Source organism: Ruania rhizosphaerae, from assembly GCF_009805705.1.
In the GTDB taxonomy this organism is placed as follows: domain Bacteria; phylum Actinomycetota; class Actinomycetes; order Actinomycetales; family Beutenbergiaceae; genus Ruania; species Ruania rhizosphaerae.
This window is the reverse complement of sequence record NZ_VSMB01000004.1, coordinates 64043-81121: the sequence shown is the minus strand read 5'-3', so window position 1 is coordinate 81121 and position 17079 is coordinate 64043. Positions and strand designations below refer to the sequence as shown.

General features: G+C 69.7%; 17 protein-coding genes, 1 tRNA gene and 2 riboswitches. Of the genes, 7 read left to right on the top strand and 11 right to left on the bottom strand.

Annotation, left to right across the window (positions count from 1 at the left end):
* Position 1: 1 nt before the first annotated feature.
* Together FV560_RS07835 and FV560_RS07830 are read right to left on the bottom strand one after the other, a co-directional pair.
* Entirely contained in the window at positions 2-1411 is a 1410-nt protein-coding gene (locus FV560_RS07835) for an aminotransferase class V-fold PLP-dependent enzyme (RefSeq protein WP_159620970.1), read from the bottom strand.
* A 33-nt stretch (positions 1412-1444) separates the two neighbouring features.
* A riboswitch (SAM riboswitch) is annotated at positions 1445-1560 on the bottom strand.
* Positions 1561-1774: 214 nt separating this feature from the next.
* Entirely contained in the window at positions 1775-2482 is a 708-nt protein-coding gene (locus FV560_RS07830; protein ID WP_159620969.1) for a DUF6882 domain-containing protein, read from the bottom strand.
* Between the two features lie 276 nt (positions 2483-2758).
* On the opposite strand from FV560_RS07830, the gene FV560_RS07825 reads away from it, so the two are divergent.
* Positions 2759-2971 (top strand): hypothetical protein, encoded by a 213-nt coding sequence (locus FV560_RS07825; protein ID WP_159620968.1) that lies wholly within the window; start codon positions 2759-2761, stop codon positions 2969-2971.
* 19 nt (positions 2972-2990) lie between these two features.
* Positions 2991-5963 (top strand): helix-turn-helix transcriptional regulator, encoded by a 2973-nt coding sequence (locus tag FV560_RS07820; protein ID WP_159620967.1) that lies wholly within the window; start codon positions 2991-2993, stop codon positions 5961-5963.
* A gap of 21 nt (positions 5964-5984) precedes the next feature.
* On the opposite strand, the gene FV560_RS07815 is transcribed toward FV560_RS07820, so the two are convergent.
* Positions 5985-7358, bottom strand: coding sequence for a hypothetical protein (locus FV560_RS07815; RefSeq protein WP_159620966.1), 1374 nt, complete (start codon positions 7356-7358; stop codon positions 5985-5987).
* Between the two features lie 145 nt (positions 7359-7503).
* A riboswitch (SAM riboswitch) is annotated at positions 7504-7590 on the top strand.
* Between the two features lie 5 nt (positions 7591-7595).
* Between FV560_RS07815 and FV560_RS07810 the strand changes: the two genes are divergently transcribed.
* From FV560_RS07810 to FV560_RS07800, 3 genes are read left to right on the top strand one after another with little or no spacing between them, the layout of a single operon-like run.
* Positions 7596-7832 (top strand): DUF1737 domain-containing protein, encoded by a 237-nt coding sequence (locus tag FV560_RS07810; RefSeq protein ID WP_159620965.1) that lies wholly within the window; start codon positions 7596-7598, stop codon positions 7830-7832.
* The gene (locus FV560_RS07805; RefSeq protein ID WP_159620964.1) at positions 7829-8248 is read left to right on the top strand and encodes a rhodanese-like domain-containing protein; all 420 of its coding nucleotides are present in this window, start codon (positions 7829-7831) and stop codon (positions 8246-8248) included. The genes FV560_RS07810 and FV560_RS07805 overlap by 4 nt, the downstream gene beginning before the upstream one ends.
* A gap of 16 nt (positions 8249-8264) precedes the next feature.
* Entirely contained in the window at positions 8265-9488 is a 1224-nt protein-coding gene (locus FV560_RS07800) for an O-succinylhomoserine sulfhydrylase (protein WP_235019997.1), read from the top strand.
* A gap of 152 nt (positions 9489-9640) precedes the next feature.
* Here the strand turns inward: FV560_RS07800 and upp are convergent, their stop codons facing one another.
* Entirely contained in the window at positions 9641-10279 is a 639-nt protein-coding gene (gene upp, locus FV560_RS07795) for a uracil phosphoribosyltransferase (RefSeq protein WP_159620962.1), read from the bottom strand.
* 170 nt (positions 10280-10449) lie between these two features.
* Here upp and tadA point away from each other — a divergent pair, with 170 nt between their 5' ends.
* Positions 10450-10938, top strand: a complete 489-nt coding sequence (gene tadA, locus FV560_RS07790) for a tRNA adenosine(34) deaminase TadA (protein WP_420853358.1) — start codon at positions 10450-10452, stop codon at positions 10936-10938.
* Positions 10939-10964: 26 nt separating this feature from the next.
* Here tadA and FV560_RS07785 read toward each other — a convergent pair whose 3' ends face one another.
* On the bottom strand, positions 10965-11795 hold the full coding sequence (locus tag FV560_RS07785; protein WP_159620961.1) for an NAD-dependent protein deacetylase: 831 nt from the start codon (positions 11793-11795) through the stop codon (positions 10965-10967).
* A 66-nt stretch (positions 11796-11861) separates the two neighbouring features.
* On the opposite strand from FV560_RS07785, the gene FV560_RS07780 reads away from it, so the two are divergent.
* Positions 11862-11950 (top strand) — tRNA-Ser (locus FV560_RS07780).
* Positions 11951-12096: 146 nt separating this feature from the next.
* Here FV560_RS07780 and FV560_RS07775 read toward each other — a convergent pair.
* The 6 genes from FV560_RS07775 to FV560_RS07750 all read right to left on the bottom strand — a co-directional run bounded on the left by FV560_RS07775 (position 12097) and on the right by FV560_RS07750 (position 17011).
* Positions 12097-12525 carry a hypothetical protein gene (locus tag FV560_RS07775; protein ID WP_159620960.1) on the bottom strand — a complete coding sequence of 143 codons (429 nt, stop codon included), beginning with the start codon at positions 12523-12525 and terminating at the stop codon, positions 12097-12099.
* A 119-nt stretch (positions 12526-12644) separates the two neighbouring features.
* Positions 12645-13415: an SDR family oxidoreductase gene (locus tag FV560_RS07770; RefSeq protein WP_159620959.1), complete on the bottom strand. Its 771-nt coding sequence runs from the start codon at positions 13413-13415 to the stop codon at positions 12645-12647.
* A 161-nt stretch (positions 13416-13576) separates the two neighbouring features.
* Positions 13577-13939 (bottom strand): GntR family transcriptional regulator, encoded by a 363-nt coding sequence (locus FV560_RS07765; RefSeq protein WP_159620958.1) that lies wholly within the window; start codon positions 13937-13939, stop codon positions 13577-13579.
* Positions 13936-14841 (bottom strand): hypothetical protein, encoded by a 906-nt coding sequence (locus FV560_RS07760; protein ID WP_159620957.1) that lies wholly within the window; start codon positions 14839-14841, stop codon positions 13936-13938. The genes FV560_RS07765 and FV560_RS07760 overlap by 4 nt, the downstream gene beginning before the upstream one ends.
* Positions 14842-14984: 143 nt before the next feature.
* Positions 14985-16358, bottom strand: a complete 1374-nt coding sequence (locus tag FV560_RS07755; protein WP_159620956.1) for a sensor histidine kinase — start codon at positions 16356-16358, stop codon at positions 14985-14987.
* Positions 16355-17011: a response regulator transcription factor gene (locus FV560_RS07750; RefSeq protein ID WP_159620955.1), complete on the bottom strand. Its 657-nt coding sequence runs from the start codon at positions 17009-17011 to the stop codon at positions 16355-16357. The genes FV560_RS07755 and FV560_RS07750 overlap by 4 nt, the downstream gene beginning before the upstream one ends.
* Positions 17012-17079: the final 68 nt, after the last annotated feature.

Genomic DNA, 17079 nt, shown 5'->3' with positions numbered 1-17079 from the left:
CTCAGTGCGTGCCGGCCAGGACCTGCGCCACCGTCGGTGCGGTGCTGGGAGCCGGGCCGCACCCTGCGCCGGCTGCCGCGGTCGCGAGCACCGACGGCGCATCCGCCTCCGCATGCAGATCCTGCAGCAGCCCGATCGCCTCCGGCAGTTCACGCTGGTCGTCCTGCGGCTGCCACCGGCCGCCCACCACCTCGTAGGAGGCGCGGGCACCGGTGGTCAGGTACTGCTCGATCCCGGCGATGAGCCGGTCCACGTGCTCGGAGGTGGTGCCGAGCCCGATGCTGGCGCGGAGCCCGGCCTCCAGCCCCCGTGCAGCGAGCAGCGGGTGGGCACAGAACCGGCCGTCGCGCACTCCGATGCCATGTTCGGCGGAGAGATAGGCAGCCACCAGGCCGGCATCATGACCGGGCAGGCTGAACGAGACCACCGCGGTCGGCTCGGCCGAGTCCGGCCACAGGCGCAGCACCTGCACGCCCTCGATCCCCTCCAGCCCGTCGACCAGCCGTGCGCGCAGCGCCGAATCATGCTCAGCCAGGCGCGCGGCCACCGCCTCCAGCTGGGTGCAGGCCACACCGAGGGCGATCGCCCCGATCACGTTCGGGCTGCCGGCCTCGTGCCGTTGCGGTGCGGGTTCCCACACGGTCTCCTCGACCGCGACGTTCGAGACCGCACCACCACCGGCCAGGTACGGCGTGCCCACGTCCAGCCAGTCCCGGCGCCCGATCAACGCACCGGCGCCGTAGGGCGCATACAGCTTGTGGCCCGAGACGGCCACGTAGTCGGCACCGGTGGCCTGCAGCGAGAACAGCCGGTGCGGGGCCAGCTGGGCGGCGTCCACGACGACGCGAGTTCCGGCCTCGTGCGCGGCTGCCACCACCTCGGCCACCGGCAACGACTCACCGGTCACGTTCGAGGCCCCGGTGATCGCCACCAGGGCGTAGTCGCCAGCAGTCAGAGCCTCCCGCAGTGCCGTCACCGTCTCGGCCACGGTGGCGCGCGCGTCGAGCACGTCGGCGCCGCGACGCTGCCACGGCAGCAGGTTCGCGTGGTGCTCGATGTCGAGCACCAGCACCCGCCCGGGTACACACCCGCCGAGGAGGTTCAGCGAATCGGTGGTATTGCGGGTGATGACCACCACGTCATCGGGCCGTGCCCCCACGAAACGTCCGACGGCGGTGCGAGCCTGTTCGTACAGGGCCGTCGAGACCTGCGAGAGGTACCCGGCCCCACGATGCACGCTCGCATACAGCGGCAACGCCCGCGCGACGGCGTCCGCCACAGCTGCCAGCGCCGGTGCGCTCGCGGCATAGTCGAGGTTCGCGTAGCCGATCGACGAGGCACCGTCACGGGGAACGGTCAGCGGGACCGTGGTCTCGGCGCCGACGAGCGGGAGAAGGGTGTGCTGTGACATGTGATCCTCCGGAAGGTCCGTCGGACCCCGAGGGGTCCGCGCTTGCCGGGCGCCACCTCGACGCCGGCCTGGTCGTCACCCGGGGCACCCCACCGCGGTTGGAGGGTTGCCGGCCAGCTAGCCGGGGCTGTTCGCTGGCGCTCATGACCTGATACCTAGGATGCCACAGACGCTCATGTGGCGGTCAGGGTGTCTCAGTACCCGTACTGCTCGCTGCATCGGCCGGTCGACGGTAACGGCATCCCGCAGCGCTATCGTGCCGTTCCACGGCGAGTGGCGCTCGCGGAGCGCACGCTCGGCACGCCGCGAGTGAGTTCCGGTTCGCGTGGTGACGGCGTGGCTGCTCTCGCGGGCCCTGTCCTGTCAGGCCTGGTGAAAGTTGCCCTTCACCTGACCGAGGCGGCCCAACTCGTCGAGTGTGCAGGTGGCGGTCCCATCCGGTGCAGCCAGCGTGAGGCCCTCGGGTGCCTCGCTCAGGGTGAAACCCCGCCATTGGGCGTAGCTGCGGATCGCCCGGTCCCAGTTGCGAACCTGCCCGGCCTGGGCCACTTCCGCGAGCACCCGTGCGGCACGGATCGCGCTCGGCGGGGTGGGAGCCAGCTCGGGGGATTCGAGCAGCAGCGCCGCCACGGTGCCGCTGCCGGCGTCAAGGGTGTAATGCGTCAACCCACCGCAGATCAGGCCGGCAGCGGCACAGAAGTGCCTTGCCACCTGGCGTGGTTCACCGTCCAGGGGAACCTCGGCGTCCCGTAGCGGCGGGATCGCGTACTGCTCGCCGAACCTCCGCACCTGTTCGGCGCGTGCGACCAGGGGACCGGCGTACTGCGGATTGGCCCACGACCACAGCCAGGATCCCGGTCCCGGTGCGGCGCTACCGAGCAGGTGCGCCGTGGCGGTGAACGTTCCCGCAGGGCCGGTGAACGTGGCCATGCGGGCATTGAGATCCACGTCCCAGGTGCGGTCCGCCTCGGGCCCGCAGGCCTCCAACCGGCCCTGGAGGTCGGACTGTCGGTCGTGAGCGGTGAGCAATGAGTCGTCGAGGACGTCCTGGAAGGAACTGATCCGGGCCACGCCTCGAGACTACGACAGCGGCATCGACGATGACCCGGCGTCGATTGACACACCGTGTGCAGACTGACGCATCTCCGGCGCTGCCCGGCGATGTGTCAGTCTGCCAATCCTGGTTCAGACGGTGAGGTGCGCGCCCCCTTACCCCCAGGATGTGGCGACCACCACAGGCCTTACCCAGCCTGCGCCGTCATGGGGGCCGGGGTAAGGGGGACCGGCGCAGACGGGACGTGACCACCCCATCCCCGGGTGTCAGACCTCAGGAGCAGAGTGAGGCTCATGCCGAGCACCGAGGAGCACACCATGAACGCCCACGACGACCTGTTCCGAGCCGAGACGGCCGACCGTCGGGAGCGGCTGCTCACCCAACTCGTCGTGCCCCGCACCCGCCGCCGGCTGAGCATCCGCCGGCTGATGGCTCAGCGTGCCGCCGCCCGGACAATACGAGCTCAGCCCAGCCTCGCTCACCAGGACCTGGAGCGGCGAGCCTGACAGCGCGGTGCATGACACGATGACCTCCGTGGCACGGGTCGGGTCTGAGATCGCGCTGGTCGCGCGCACCGCGGAGCTCGCCCGCCTGGACGCCGTGTGGCGGGAGGCGGTCGGCGGTTCCGCGGCTGCCGTGCTCCTGCCCGGGGAAGCCGGTGTCGGCAAGACCCGGCTGGTGGGCGAGCTCGCCGGTATCGCCGAACGCAGCGGCGGGGTCGTGCTCGTCGGGCATTGCGTCGGCCTCGGTGATGCCGCCCCGCCGTACCTGCCGGTGGTCGAGGTGCTCGAGCAGATGCGCGACATCGACGCCTCCCTGGTGGCGGACGCGCCGGCACTGGCGACCCTGGTGGCGCGCGGTGGCACCGGGCGGACATCAGAGCAGCTCCAGGTCTTCGACTCCTTCTTCTCGGCTCTGACCGCTCTGGCCGAACGGGCGCCGGTCCTGCTGGTGATCGAGGATCTGCACTGGGCTGACGCCTCCACCCGTGATCTGCTGACCTTCCTGCTCGCCCGCGTCTCCGGGGAGGCGCTCGCGGTGGTGCTGACCTACCGCTCCGACGAGATGCACCGCCGCCATCCGCTGCGCCCGATGCTCCTCGAGATCGCGCGGATGCGGCGGGTGGAACGGCTTGATCTGGAGCCCTTCACCGAGGCCGACGCACGCGAGTTCGCCCGGGCCGTGGCGGCCAGGGACGAGCTCGTACCCCGAGACGTCGAGGTGGAGCAGATCGCGGCCCGATCCGGAGGCAACGCCTTCTTCGTGGAGGAGTTGCTCGCTGCACCTGGGAGCAGGTTGGCCGGACCGCTCGCCGATGTGCTCCTGGGCCGGATCGAGCAGCTCGAGCCCGACGCGCAGCGCCTCGTGCGGGTCGCCTCGGTGGCGGGGCAGCGCCGGGTGCGGCGCGCCACACTGCTGGCGGTCACCGAGTTCGACGAGGACAGGCTCGAACTGGCGCTGCGCGAATGCCTGGCCCGCTACGTGCTGGTGCTCGGCGAGGACGACACGGTCGAGTTCCGGCACGCGCTGCTGCGGGAGGCCGTCTACGCCGACCTGCTCCCCGGGGAACGGACCCGGACGCACGCGGCCTTCGTGCGCCTGCTGCAGGAACGACGCTATCCCGGCTGGCGGGGGGCACAGGCGCATCACGCCACCCAGTCCGGCGACCTGCCCACCGCCCTCACGTCGCACATCGGTGCCGCACAGGAGGCCGAGGATGTCGCCGCCACTGCCGACGTCCTCGCCCACTTGGAGCAGGCGCTGGCGCTGTGGGACGCGGTGCCCGACGCGGTCAAGGTCACGGGAACCGACGAGCTCACGCTGATGATCCGGGCCGCGGATGCCGCCGTCGCCGCCGGGCGCACCGAACGCTGTACGGCATTCCTGAGGTCCGCTCTCCGGCTGGCCGACGCCGGTGGTGACCCGATCGCCCGCGCCGGGGTGCGCCGTCGGCTGGCGAAGGTGCGCTATGCCGAGGACGACTGGGCTGAGGGGCGGCGGATCATCGACGAAGCGTGGGAGTTGGTGCGGGACCAGCCACCCAGTGGAGAACGGGCGTGGGTGCTCTCGACCCTCGCGTTCGGCGGGCCGTCCGCCCAGCATCGTTCCTGGGTGGCCGAGGCGGTCAGTGATGCCCGGCAGGCGGGTGCCGGGGACGCCGAAGCTGACGCCCTGATCTCCCTGTCCTACCTGCTGCTGCACGAGGGGCAGGAGGAGGAGGCGATGGCGGTCCTGGACCAAGCACGCGCCCGCGCCGCTCAGGTGCGCGCCTACGAGGTGGAACTGCGTGCCCATTTCAACCTCACCGTCGGTGAGTTCGAGCGCGGGAACCTGGCGCTCGCCGTGGAGCACGCCCGTCGCGGGCTCGGCCGGGCCAGGCAGGAGGGACTGGTCTGGGCGACCTACGGCCGGGAGTTGGTGTGGCTCGCCATCCAGGTGTTCTATGCGGCCGGCGCGTGGGATGAGGCGGAAGAGCTCGCCTCGCCGCCGGGCGAGCAGGCACCCGATTGGCTCTCGGCGGTCATCGGCTGCTCGGCTGCGCTCTTGGCCGCCGGCCGGGGGCGGTGGGAGGAAGCTGACGCTCGGCTCGCACGGGCGCGCACCTGCGGAATCTCCGATGAGGAGGTGCTCAAGATCGCGGCCTATGCGACGGCGGAACTCGGCCTCTGGCGTCACCGTCCCCATGAGGTGGTCGCCGAGCTGGAGAGTCTGGTCGAGCGCAGCCTGGCTGAACACGCGGTGTCCGCAGCCACGGGTCATCACGGCCCGCCGCTGCATCTGCTGCGGATCGGTGCTCTCGGGATCGCGGCGGCAGCGGACGCGGCTGCCCAGTCACGCTCTCACCATCACGACGATGCCGTCCAGGATGCGGTGGCCGCCGGCGAGAGATTCGCAGCCGTGGTCGCCCGGGCCGAGCGGGAGGGTGCACCGCGTGGGGCGACGCTGGGACCGGAAGGGAAGGCGTGGCTGGCGCGAGCGGAGGCCGAGCTGGCGCGCGTGCACGGGTGTGCTGATCCGGGAGCGTGGGCACGCGTCATCGCTGCCTTCGACTATGGCGATGTGTACCAGCAGGCGGTCGTCCGATGGCGCTACGCCGAGGCGCTACTCGCCGAGCAGCGCACTGCACCAACGGAGGAGGTCGAGGACGGCGAGGGGGCGCGGGAGCGGGCGTGCTCGGAGCTTCTGCAGGCGTTGCAGGTGGCACAGGAACTCGGCGCCGCGCCGCTGAAGGCGGAGCTGGAATCCCTCGCGCGGAGGCACCGGCTCTCTGTGCCGGGCGTGCGGCTCGCCTCCACCGACCTGCTCACGCCGCGGGAGCGGTCAGTGCTGGAGCTCGTTGCCCAGGGTCTGACCAACAAGGCGATCGGCGCCCAGCTCTACATCAGCGAGAAGACCGTCAGCGTGCACCTGACGCGCGTCATGGCCAAACTCGGGGCGCACAGCCGCACCGACGCCGTCGCCCGTGCGTTGAGTCAGGGCCTGATCGAGGGCTTCTGAGAGGCAGGTCCTGACAGCGGCTCAGCAGGTGGCTGGGTCCGCGGAGCGTTCCGGCCGGTACTGTACCGAGACGTCCTCGGCGCTTGCCGTCAGCGTCGGACCGCCGTCGTCGGTTCCCTCGGCGAGCAGCACCTCCACCACGAGCGCACCCTCCTCGACCAGCGGTTCCCACGCCGTCGGGAGAGTGGTTTCCTCGGTGATCCAGGTAACGTCGTTGAGGCGTCCGAGCCGCCAGATGCCGCAGGCGTCGTCCACCGTGAGCCGGTAGGACCACGGGATTCCGGGCTCGATCACCGCGCCACTGGTGACCGGCTGCGGATCGGACGAAGCGTCCACCAGGTCGGGGTCGAGGCCGATCTCACGGTCGGTTGCCGTGCTGCCCGGCTCGGACAGGTCCACAGCCACCACGGTGCGTTCCTCCGGGGCCCCGGCGGGCGGATCGTCGGCGCCGAGCTGCACGTGGAACGGGCCCTCCGGGAGCGCCTCGCGCTCGACCGCCACCACATAGGCGTGCGGGTTCGCATCTCCCGTGCACGCCCCTGGCGCACCCGGGATCACGATGTCCGCGTGCACCACCCGGCCGGTGACCACGACATCGTCGAGCCGGACCGGGCAGCTGGAGCCGTACACGGCACCGAACCACACGACGATCTCGGTCTCCAGATCGACCTCCGGGGGTGCTCCCGCGACCCCGGCGCGTTCCCACAAGTCCGCGTACTGGTCGGCCGTCGTGGCCACCCCGGTACGGTAAGTCTCGCCGGTCAGGTCCTCCCCGAGCAGACGCCACTGCTCGCCGGCTGTGGGCTGCTCCCCGGGTTCGACGACGTCCTGCTCCTCAGGTCCAGAGACGCAGATGGGCTCCCCGGCGAACTGTTCCATGGCCTGCAGGTTCTCCTCGGAGAGCACCGTCAGGTCCACCGTGACCACGCCACGGTCGGGGGCCGTGCCGATCCCCGCAACCACACCTTCGGGGGTCTCTTCCTGCACCCGCGCGGCGAGCTCGGCCAGCTCATCCTGGGTGTGCAGCGCCTCGACCACGGCGATCCCCTCGCCGGGGAACTCGGTCTCGACCTCCGCGCGGCGCTCGGCGACGTCCTGCGTGAATGCCACGGCCACCCAGCCGTTGTGCTCCCGGTCGATCCAGACCCCCGCGTACCCGGGCTGCTGCTGCGCCCAGGTCTGCACGTCCTCCACGGGCTGATCGTTGCCCACGTACACCGGCTCGTCCCGGTAGGTCTCATCGGGTGCGCGCAGCGTGGTGACGTCTGCGCAGGCGATGATGCTGTCATCGACCGGTGGTGCGCCGGGCGCGGACGGCTCCGTGGTGCCGCAGGCGGCCAGACCGGCGATGGTCACGATCGCCAGTCCGATTCCGAGACGCTTCGGGTTGCGCATCTGCCCCCACTTTCCGGGTTCACCACGATCATGTCCCGCGAACCGCTCGTGTTGCACCCGCCACCAGCCTAGCCGCGATGTCCGAGGCGTGGGCAGGCACCGCCAGGGACATGACAGCTCAGGCTCTGCGGTCTTACGATGCACGAGACCATCCAGAGCAGCTGAGAGATCTGGCTCGACGACGCTGCAGCAACCTCGCCCACGAAGGTGCTACCGCCAGAACCGATGGAGGAGTGCATGTCCGAGCAACTGTCCCACCCGGCCACCGCAGGCCCACCCGGTCACCGCTACCGATTGCTCACCGGCCCCGATGACGCCGCCTTCTGCGAGCGGGTCAGTGCGGCACTTGCCGAGGGGTACCTGCTGTACGGGTCGCCGTCGGTGACCTTCGACGGCTCCCGTGTGATCGCGGCCCAGGCGGTGCTGTGGCCCTCTGACCCCGAAAGCCCGACCGCGGAGGTGCGGCCCCTATGAGTTATGCAGGTGACCTGAACCCGAAGGACGCGTGGGCCTTCCTCGCCGAGCACGCCGACGCCGCGCTGGTGGACGTGCGCACGCAGGCCGAGTGGTCCTTCGTCGGGGTTCCCCGGACGGACGAGATCGACCGCCCGACGCTGCTGATCGAGTGGAACACCTTCCCGAACGGGTCGCGCAACCCCGCCTTCCTCGACCAATTGCGCCAGGCCGGGTACGAGGCCGGCGACGGCAAGCCGCTGGTGTTCATCTGCCGCAGCGGGCAGCGTTCGATCGCGGCCGCGGAGGCGGCGACGGCGGCCGGGTATGGGCCCGCGTACAACGTCAGTGACGGGTTCGAGGGTCCGACGGACACCGAGGGCCACCGTGGTCAGGTCGGGTGGCGCGCGGACGGCCTGCCCTGGACGCAGAGCTGAACGGGTTCGTCGACCAGTGAGTGATCCGCGCCCCCAGTCCACCCTGCCCGACGGCCTCGGCCCGGCCACGCTCGCCGTGCGTGGCGGGCAGCAGCGCACCGAGTTCCGCGAGACCTCCGAACCGCTGTTCCTCACCCAGGGCTACACCTACGATCGTGCTGCCGACGCCGAGGCAGCCTTCAAGGGTGAGGCCGACCGGTTCATCTACTCCCGCTACGGCAATCCCACAGTCTCGGCCTTCGAGGAGCGGCTGCGGTTGCTGGAGGGGTCCGAGGCGTGCTTCTCGACGGCGACCGGTATGTCTGCGGTGTTCACCTCCTTGGCGGCCCTGGTCGCCTCGGGTAGCCGGATCGTGGCTGGGAACGCGCTGTTCGGCTCCACCTTCGTGGTGCTGGACGACATCCTCGGCAAGTGGGGGGTGCAGGTCGACTACGTCAACGCCCACCGGATCTCCGAATGGGAGGAGGCGCTCGCCACCCCGGCCGACGTGGTGCTCTTCGAGACGCCCTCGAACCCGATGCAGGACATCGTGGATGTGCGCGCTGTCTGCGAGTTGGCGCATCGGGCCGGGGCGACGGTCATTCTCGACAACGTCTTCGCCACGCCCATCCTGCAGAAGCCGCACGAGCTGGGTGTGGATGTGGTGGTGTACTCGGCCACCAAGCACATCGACGGCCAGGGCCGGGTGCTCGGCGGGGCGATCCTCGGCAGCCGGGACTACATCGAGGGTCCGGTCAAGCAGATGATCCGCAACACCGGTCCGAGCCTGAGCCCGTTCAACGCCTGGGTGCTGCTCAAGGGCCTGGAGACGCTGGCGGTGCGAGTGCGGGCGCAAACCGCCGCAGCACTGGAGCTGGCAACCTGGCTGGAGTCGCAGCCAGGAGTGCGAGGGGTGCGGTACCCGTTCCTGGACTCCCACCCGCAGGCTGAGCTGGCGCGAGCCCAGATGACCGGCGGTGGCACGGTGGTGACGATCGACTTGGACGTCGACGGCTCCCCGGAACAGATCAAGGAGCGGACCTTCGCCTTCCTCGACTCCCTGCAGCTGGTGGACATCTCCAACAATCTCGGTGATGCGAAGTCGCTCATCACCCACCCGGCCACCACGACCCACTCGAAGATTGCGCGGGAGAAGCGCTACGCCGTCGGGATCACTGACTCGACGGTGCGGCTCTCGGTCGGGCTGGAGGACGTCACGGACTTACAAGCCGATCTCACCCAGGCGCTGCGCACCCTCTGAAATCGAACGTCGATCTGGCGGTTGAGTCGGGCAGACTCAACGACCAGATTGACGTGCGATTCCACCCGTCTGAAATCACACGTCGAATTGGCTGCTGGCACCGCCGCCACAGCCACCAATTCGACGTGTGATTGTGGTGGGGGTGTCGGGTGTCAGTCGACAACCCCGTAGAGCCGGTCGCCTGCGTCACCGAGTCCGGGGATGATGTACCCCTTCTCGTTGAGGTGATCGTCGACGGCGGCCGTCACGATGGTCACGTCCGCCCGGTCTCCGATGGCGTCCTGGACAGTGCGCAGGCCCTCTGGGGCGGCGAGTAGGGTCACGCAGATCACGTCACGGGCGCCGCGCTCGAACAGGTACTCGATGCTCGACACGAGCGTGCCACCGGTCGCGAGCATCGGGTCGATCACGAAGCACTGGCGGCCGGTGAGGTCGTCCGGAAGTCGGTTGGCGTAGGTGATCGCCTCCAGGGTCTCCTCGTTACGTTGCAGCCCCAGGAACCCGACCTCCGCAGTGGGGAGCAGGCGCGTCATCCCCTCGAGCATTCCGAGCCCGGCGCGCAGGATCGGCACCACGATTGGGCGTGGTTCGGCGAGCGCGGTGCCCGTCGTGTGGGCCACGGGGGTGTCGATCTCCACCGATTCGGTGCGGATATCGCGGGTGGCCTCGTAGGCCAGCAGCGTCACGAGTTCCTCGGTGAGCTGGCGGAAGATGGGGGAGGGGGTCCGCACGTCCCGCAGGACGGTCAGCTTGTGGGCGATGAGCGGGTGGTCGGCGACGTGCAGGCGCATGGGTGCCAATCTACGCGGTCGCGTTGGTCGCGAGCACAGGTTCCGGGTGCCGACGTCCGTCGCCGACCCAGGTTCCAATTGCCGACCTGGGTTCCCGGCGTCGACCGAAGTCGCACACTGGGTCCAGGCCCGGAAGTTGTGTCGGCGCTGGAGCGTGCACACTGGTGACCATGTCTTCGCCCATACCCAGACCGGATAGCCCGGAGCGCATGCTCATCATGGACGCGATGGACCGGGCGCTCGAGGAAGCCCGTGCGGCAGGTGACGTGGGAGATGTGCCGGTGGGCGCCGTCGTGCTCTCCCCGACGGGGGACGTGATCGGGGTGGGCCGTAACCGCCGGGAGGCCGACGGCGATCCGACGGCTCATGCGGAGATCCTCGCCCTGCGAGAAGCGGGCCAGCATCTGGGCGGGTGGCGCTTGACCGGCTGCACGCTGGTGGTGACGTTGGAGCCGTGCACGATGTGTGCCGGCGCGATCGTGTTGGCGCGGGTGCCGCAGCTGGTGCTCGGGGCGTGGGACGAGAAGGCGGGCGCGTGCGGGTCCACACGGGACGTCGTCCGGGACTCCCGGCTCAACCACCAGGTGCGGGTGACCGGGGGCGTGCGCGGTCAGGAGGCCGTGACGATCCTGCGGGAGTTCTTCGACCAGCGTCGCTGAGTGATCGGCCCACGCTCGAGGAAGCGTCAGAGGGCGGCGTCGAGCGCCTGGAGGGTCTCGGAGGTTCCGGTGTGCAGGTGGAGGGTGGCCAACTCGTCGCCGCGAGTGGTGCCGCGGTTGACGATCGCCACCGGCATCCCGTTCTTATGGGCGTGGCGGACGAAACGCAGACCGGACATCACGGCCAGGGACGAGCCCGCTACCAGCAGCGCCTCACCGGAATCGACCATCGCGAATGCTCGCGCGACCCGCTCCTTCGGCACGTTCTCCCCGAAGTAGACGATGTATGGCTTGAGCATCCCGCCGCAGACGGTGCAGGCAGGGACGCGGAAGCCCGTGGTGGACTCGATGACGGCGTCCGCGTCGGGTGCGATCTCCACGTCACCGACCTCACGGCTGAAGTCCGGGTTCAGGGCTTCGAGCCGCTCGTGCATCTGCGTGCGGGAGATCACCGTGCCGCACTGCAGGCAGATGACCTCGTTGTAGTGGCCGTGCAGGTCGATGACGCGTTCGGAGCCGGCGGCCTGGTGCAGCAGGTCCACGTTCTGCGTGATCACGCCGGTGACGAGACCACGCTGCTCCATCCGCGCCAGCGCGCGGTGTCCGTCGTTGGGGTCGGTGCGGCGCATGTGCCGCCAACCGACGTGGTTTCGAGCCCAGTAATGACGGCGGAAACCCTCGTCTCCCACGAACTGCTGGTAGGTCATGGGGTTCCGAGGAGGCGAGTCCGGGCCGCGGTAGTCCGGGATACCGGAGTCGGTGGAGACTCCAGCGCCGGTCAGCACGGTGAAGGTCCGGCCACGGAGCAGGTCGACGAGCCGGTCGACCTCGGCCTGTGAAGTGGTGGCGGTGGTCACTCCCCGAGCCTACGACCCGTCTCGGTTTGGGTGTACCGGCGGTGTCCGGGTACTCTGGCTCGCCGAGGTAGCGTGTCCGAGCGGCCGAAGGTGCAGCACTCGAAATGCTGTGTGGTTCATAGCCACCGTGGGTTCAAATCCCACCGCTACCGCCATGTGATGAAGCCCCGCCCACGCGTTTCGGGCGGGGCTTCATCACATATCTGGCCTGTGGGATTTGGGAGGAGCGAGCGCCAGCGAGGGACGGCTCCTACCGCTACCGCCATGTGATGACGCCGGAATCGGTCTTGCAGCGCAAGCGTCACACATCCTCCTGCAGTCGCCAGAAGCGTTGATTGCGCCACCAGAAGCCGCTGACAGGGCCGACCATCCGGATATCGGCGTCGCGCACGTGCTTGCGCAACTCCCTGCCGGCCCGAGATGAGGTCCGGCGAATCAGATCCTCGATCATGTCGCGCGTCTCCGGTACGGGCCTGATGAACAGGCAGCACTCCCAGATCCCGCAACTCGTCACGGGTGGTTCGGTCACCGCTGGGGAATGGGACCAGACCTGCAGTGCGCGGAGCAGCGAGCCCCGCAGCAGGCCGGACCGGCGTTCGTAGCGGAGAACGGCGGCGCGAGCCGAACCCGACAGGAGCGGGCCACCGATGTTGCGTTGCTGGGGCGGCGTGGTCCGCCGAGCAAGCAACTGCGAGTCCCTGCGCAACCGGGAAGGGCGCCTACGAGGCATACCCCTTCAGTGTGAAGTCCATGACGAGGATCGTAGCGCTGCAGGTGACTGGAGCACGTCCCCAGTTCGTCCCGCGCTCCACTCCGCGCGGCAGCGGGCTCAAGACGCGAGGACTCCCGTCACCCCTGCAGCAGTGACTCCGCTCCGTCGATCCACACCTCGGTTCCGCTGATGTGCGAGGAGGCGTCACTAGCGAGGAAGGTCACCAGTTCGGCGACCTGATCGGAGTTTCCTGGTGTATTGCCGGTCAGCGGAATCGGGCCGGCAGGGAACTCGACCGGGATCTTCACCCTCTGGTTCCGCACGTCTGTGTTGTCCCCGATCGCGGTGTCGATCGCCCCTGGGCAGATGACGTTCACGCGGATTCCTCGCGGACCGAGCTCGACCGCCAGCATCTTCGCCAGGGCGATCTGGCCGGCCTTGGAGCTGGAGTAGGCCGAGGCCCCGCTGTTGGAGAAGATGCGGCTGCCGTTCACGGACGAGGTCACCACCACCGATCCACCTCGGCGCAGATGCGGTACGGCGTGCTTGATGGTGATGAAGGTGCCGACGAGGTTGATGTCCAGCGTCGAGCGGAACTCCTCGACCGTGAGCTCCTCGATCCCCGCCCACGTACCGTTGACGCCGGCGTTGGCAACCACCACGTCCAGGCCGCCGTGCGCGTCGAGTGTGGCCTGCACGGCCGCCGCGACAGCATCGCTGTCGGTGACGTCAGCGACAGCGACGATTGCTTCGCCGCCGCGCTCGCGAATCGACTCTGCGACCGTCTCCAACTCGGATTCGGTCCTGCCGACGAGCGTCACCGCAGCCCCACGCTCGGCGAGCAGGTGCGCCGAGGCCGCTCCGATCCCTGAACCAGCGCCGGTCACCAACGCCACCTTGCCGCGCATCTTCGCTCTCCTTGAGTGTCGGGCCGTCCTGCCGCGTCCAACCTACGCGCGACCGTGCGGGTTTCGCCCGGGAAGCGCCGGCTGCTCGCTGACCGTGCCGACACGAGTGACGGACCTTGCGCCGCATGTTGCCGCAGACTGACGGAGCCGTGTCGATACGGTCAATGATCCTCCGGCCATACCGCTCGCAGGACCCGCATGACGTCGTCGGGCCCCAGCGAGGCCGCTCGCCCAGCTTCTGCCAGCGCGCGTGCATGGGTGATCACCTCACGCGGGATCGGTGTGGCCGCGCTGCTGACTGTTGTCCCCGACCCGATGCGGCTGACGAGTACCCCCTCGGTCTCGAGCTTCCGGTAGGCCTTGGCGACCGTACCGGCGGCGACGCCCAGATCATGGGCGAGCTGGCGCACCGACGGTAGTCGTTCGCCGGCCGCGAGCCGGCCGGAGGAGACGAGTCCGTGAATCTGCTCGCGGATCTGATCGGCGGGGGAGTCCTGGCCGCTCAGGCTGATGCGCAGCGTCATCGGTTCACGGCTGCCTGGGATCGCACCGCGGCGCGGGTCCGGGAGCACACGGCGACGGCAAGGGCCAGGAACATGATCCACCATCCGACGGCATCGACCGTGAACCCCGCGACCCGCAGCGGGGTCTCGAGAGCGGAGAACGAGCCCTGCACGAACACTGGGCCCTCTGACGTGGCGGCGCTAGCTCGCGTGGATGCCGTAGCAGCGAAGGAGTGCAGCACACTCGCCAGATGCATCAAGAGACCCGCGCTCGCGGCACGCAGGATCTGGCGGGATCGCCAGCGCCGGGTTGTGACGTCACCTGATTCGTCATCCTGCAGCGATGGACGCGAGATCCACAGGAGGGTGAGCAGCGTGAGGATGAGCAGCGCGGCGATCGTGATCAACGAGGGGATCGACAGGTGCCATCCATAGATCCCGGTGCCGAACTGCATGATGCCGGCGTCGGTCATGTACATCCCATCCGGGCCGGCCAAGGTGCCGCCGGTGACTGTCAGGGCCAGCACGAGCACCAGCGTGAGTGCCGGCAGGATCAGCCAGCGACGGTCGACGAATGTCGCCAGGCCCCGGCGCGTGAGCGCGGCCGAACCGACCCGTCGGCGCCGTGGTGGTGGGAGGGCTAGCATCGCCACTGCCACGCCGGCAGCGATGAGCGGTCCGACGAACTCCAGGGCGATCAGCAGTCGTGTCAGGTCCGGGGTGCCCCAGACGAAGGTGAACACGCCGCCGATCTGGTCGATCAGGGCCAGCAGCACTCCTGCCGTCAGCCCGGCGATCGCCCAGCCTCGTACAGTTCCCGGAACAGGTGTCCGCAGGCGACCGCGCCGTATCGCCACTGTGAGGACGGCCAGCACCAGCCCTGCCAGGACCGGCCAGCCCACCATGAACAGCAGATACTTCATCGAATCCCCCCAAGTGTGTCACTGCGATAGCACAATGCGTATCACTGGCATGACACACTCCGCAAGGGGGTCGACCGTGCCGACACGCGTACGCGGACTGGCGCTGTATGTTGCCGCAGACTGACGGAGCCGTGTCGATACGGTCATGCCGGGATGGTGAGCACCACCCGCGCCCCGCCCAGTTCGGAACCGGTGATCGCCACGTCCCCGCCCTGGGCGCGTGCCACCTCCCGCGCGATCGCCAGGCCCAGCCCGGCGCCTCCGGCCTCCCGCTCGCGCGCCTCGTCCAGCCGAACGAACCGTTCGAACACGCGCTCCCGATCGGCCTCCGGAATCCCGCGCCCGTCATCGTCCACGCTGACTTCGCCGTCGCTCACCCGCACCCGCACAGCCGAGTCGGCGTGCCGCACTGCGTTGTCGAGCAGGTTGCGCAGCACACGGGTGAGGGCCAGCGCGTCGCCTTGGCCGCATCCGGCCCCCTCGACGGCGATCTGTGCACCCGGGCGCGCGTCACGGACGGCGCCGCTCACCAGCTCCCGCAGGTCCAACTCGTCCTGGCGCGGGGGAGCGGACCCGAGCCGGGAGAGCAGGAGTAGATCCTCCACGAGCGCCTGCATCCGCCCCACTTCATGCCCGAGATCGGACACCAGCTCCTCCTGGGAGTAGCTGTCCGGGTGTGCGGCCGCCACGTCCAGACTGGTGCGCAACGACGCCAGCGGCGAGTGCAGCTCGTGAGCCGCGTCAGCCACGAAGGTGCGTTGCCGGGCAGCGGCCACGTCCAGTGCGTCCAGCATCTCGTTCAGGGTCCGCGCCAGTGCCCCGAGCTCATCGCCTGCGCGTGGCACCGGCAACGTTCCCGGCCCACCCGTACGCGCCACCCGCTCCGCCCCGCGGCGCAACTCCTCCACCGGGCGCAGTGCCCGGCCCAGTACCAGCCAGATGGTCCACGCGAGCAGCAGGGTCAGCACCGGCACGATCGCCACCAGTGAGATCGCCAGCGCTCTCAGCAAGTCCCGGACCTCGGCCAGTGGCATCGTGACCACCACGGTGGCCGGCTCACCGCGGTACTGCGTCTCCATCGCCGCCAGCCGCACCTCCGCGTCATAGGCCGTGGCCGTCGTCGTCGTAGCAGCCTCCCCCGCGGACACCAGCAGCCGATCCAGCTCTCCCACAGGAACCACCGGCAGCGTCCGACTCGCGTTCGGCGAGGACGCCAGCACCCGTCCGTCGGCATCCAACAGCTGTGCAATCTCCCCGGGCTGCGCCACCGGAAGGGTCGCCGCGATCCGATCGTCTCGCGCCAGTGCAGCGATCGTGTCCGCCCGCGCCGTGGTGATCTCATCCAGTGTCGCGACCCGGCCGCGGGAGAGCACCGTCGTCAGGGCGAGCGCCCCCAGCGCGAGGGTCACACACAACAACCCCGCGGTCAGCAGGGTCAGCCGCAGCCGCAACGGCCTGCCGGACCACCGGCGTGGCGAGCCGTCCGGACCAGCCGACCCTCCGCCGTCGGGATTCATTCGCCCAGCACCCGGTATCCCGCACCGCGCACGGTGGCGATTGCCTCCCGCCCGAGCTTGCGTCGCAGGTAGCCGACGTACTGCTCGACCACGTTGACGTCCTCCCCGGCGCCGTCCCACACGTGATCGCGCAGCTCCACCTTGCCCACCGGCCGGTCGGCGTGCCGCATCAGGTACTCCAGCAGCGCCAGTTCCCGGGTGGTCAGCTCCACCGGTGCGCCGGCGTGCGTCACCGCCCGGGCGGCCGGGTCCAGGACCAGATTCCCGACGGCGAGGGTGGGCGGGCGGCTCTGCGCCGGCCTGCGTAGCAGTGCTCTGATCCGAGCCAGTAGCACCACGAACGCGAACGGTTTCGTGAGGTAGTCGTCGGCGCCCACGTCGAGCCCGTCGGCCACGTCGTACTCGCCGTCCTTGGCCGAGAGCATCAGCACAGGCGTCCACACCTGCGCCTCGCGCAGCGCCGTCACCACGTCGTAGCCGTTGCGTCGCGGCAGCATGATGTCCAGCACGATCACGTCGTGCTCGCTGTCCAGCGCCACCTGCAGGCCGGTCTCGCCGTCGTAGGCCACATCCACGGCGAACCCCTCCGCGACCAGGCCGCGGCGCAGGGCACTCACGAACCCGCGCTCGTCGTCCACCAGCAGCACTCGCACCTGACCAGTATCGCCGCCCGCCTCGACCGGGCCCACGGGAGGTTCTCAGCGCGGTCTCAGGCAACGGC

Bases quoted from the DNA above. Each gene is read 5' to 3' on its own strand.
- FV560_RS07835 (WP_159620970.1), bottom strand. From the start codon at position 1,411: ATGTCACAGCACACCCTTCTCCCGCTCGTCGGCGCCGAGACCACGGTC.
- FV560_RS07825 (WP_159620968.1), top strand. From the start codon at position 2,759: ATGCCGAGCACCGAGGAGCACACCATGAACGCCCACGACGACCTGTTC.
- FV560_RS07820 (WP_159620967.1), top strand. From the start codon at position 2,991: ATGACCTCCGTGGCACGGGTCGGGTCTGAGATCGCGCTGGTCGCGCGC.
- FV560_RS07815 (WP_159620966.1), bottom strand. From the start codon at position 7,358: ATGCGCAACCCGAAGCGTCTCGGAATCGGACTGGCGATCGTGACCATC.
- FV560_RS07810 (WP_159620965.1), top strand. From the start codon at position 7,596: ATGTCCGAGCAACTGTCCCACCCGGCCACCGCAGGCCCACCCGGTCAC.
- FV560_RS07805 (WP_159620964.1), top strand. From the start codon at position 7,829: ATGAGTTATGCAGGTGACCTGAACCCGAAGGACGCGTGGGCCTTCCTC.
- upp (WP_159620962.1), bottom strand. From the start codon at position 10,279: ATGCGCCTGCACGTCGCCGACCACCCGCTCATCGCCCACAAGCTGACC.
- tadA (WP_420853358.1), top strand. From the start codon at position 10,450: ATGTCTTCGCCCATACCCAGACCGGATAGCCCGGAGCGCATGCTCATC.
- FV560_RS07775 (WP_159620960.1), bottom strand. From the start codon at position 12,525: ATGCCTCGTAGGCGCCCTTCCCGGTTGCGCAGGGACTCGCAGTTGCTT.
- FV560_RS07770 (WP_159620959.1), bottom strand. From the start codon at position 13,415: ATGCGCGGCAAGGTGGCGTTGGTGACCGGCGCTGGTTCAGGGATCGGA.
- FV560_RS07765 (WP_159620958.1), bottom strand. From the start codon at position 13,939: ATGACGCTGCGCATCAGCCTGAGCGGCCAGGACTCCCCCGCCGATCAG.
- FV560_RS07760 (WP_159620957.1), bottom strand. From the start codon at position 14,841: ATGAAGTATCTGCTGTTCATGGTGGGCTGGCCGGTCCTGGCAGGGCTG.
- FV560_RS07755 (WP_159620956.1), bottom strand. From the start codon at position 16,358: ATGAATCCCGACGGCGGAGGGTCGGCTGGTCCGGACGGCTCGCCACGC.